Origin of the sequence: Halomicrobium sp. IBSBa (genome assembly GCF_017612575.1) — an archaeon.
Classification (GTDB): domain Archaea; phylum Halobacteriota; class Halobacteria; order Halobacteriales; family Haloarculaceae; genus Halomicrobium.
In genome coordinates, this window is record NZ_JADPQC010000037.1 from 1 (window position 1) to 450 (window position 450).

Annotated in this window: 1 protein-coding gene; it reads left to right on the forward strand. The window is 66.7% G+C overall.

Annotated features, from left to right (window positions below; genetic code table 11):
* Positions 1-450, forward strand: a 450-nt coding sequence (locus tag IL252_RS17335) for a Zn-ribbon containing protein (RefSeq protein ID WP_208629059.1), incomplete at both ends; no start/stop codon positions are given.

Consider the following 450-nt stretch of genomic DNA (forward strand, 5'->3'; position numbering starts at 1 on the left):
CTGTCGCCCGTACCGTCGGCAAGACCGCCGCCTCGGTACGTGACTTCGTCAGTGGCTCCGCTCCGGACGGCGACCGTCCCGCCGAGCAGTCCCATCTCGACGCCGACCGGTCGGCTGACTCACAGCCGAGTGACCCATCCCACACGTCCGGCTCGCCGTCGACCGAACCCGACCGCACGTCTGCGACCGAGGATTCAGCCCAGGCTAGTGCCCGCGGCGATATCGTCGAACCGGACGAACTGCCGTCCGACGCACCGCCGGCGTCCGAAGCAGAACACCAGTTCCGCCCTGTCGGTGCGGACCCTGACCCACCGGCGGAACCAGAGCAGGAAGACCGGCCCGACCTAGAGGAACTGCGCGCGGAACTCAACGACCAGTTCGAGTCGATCAAGGTACTGGAACCCGGCCAGTACGAACTGAACCTGATGGAACTGTACGACCGCGAGGAGT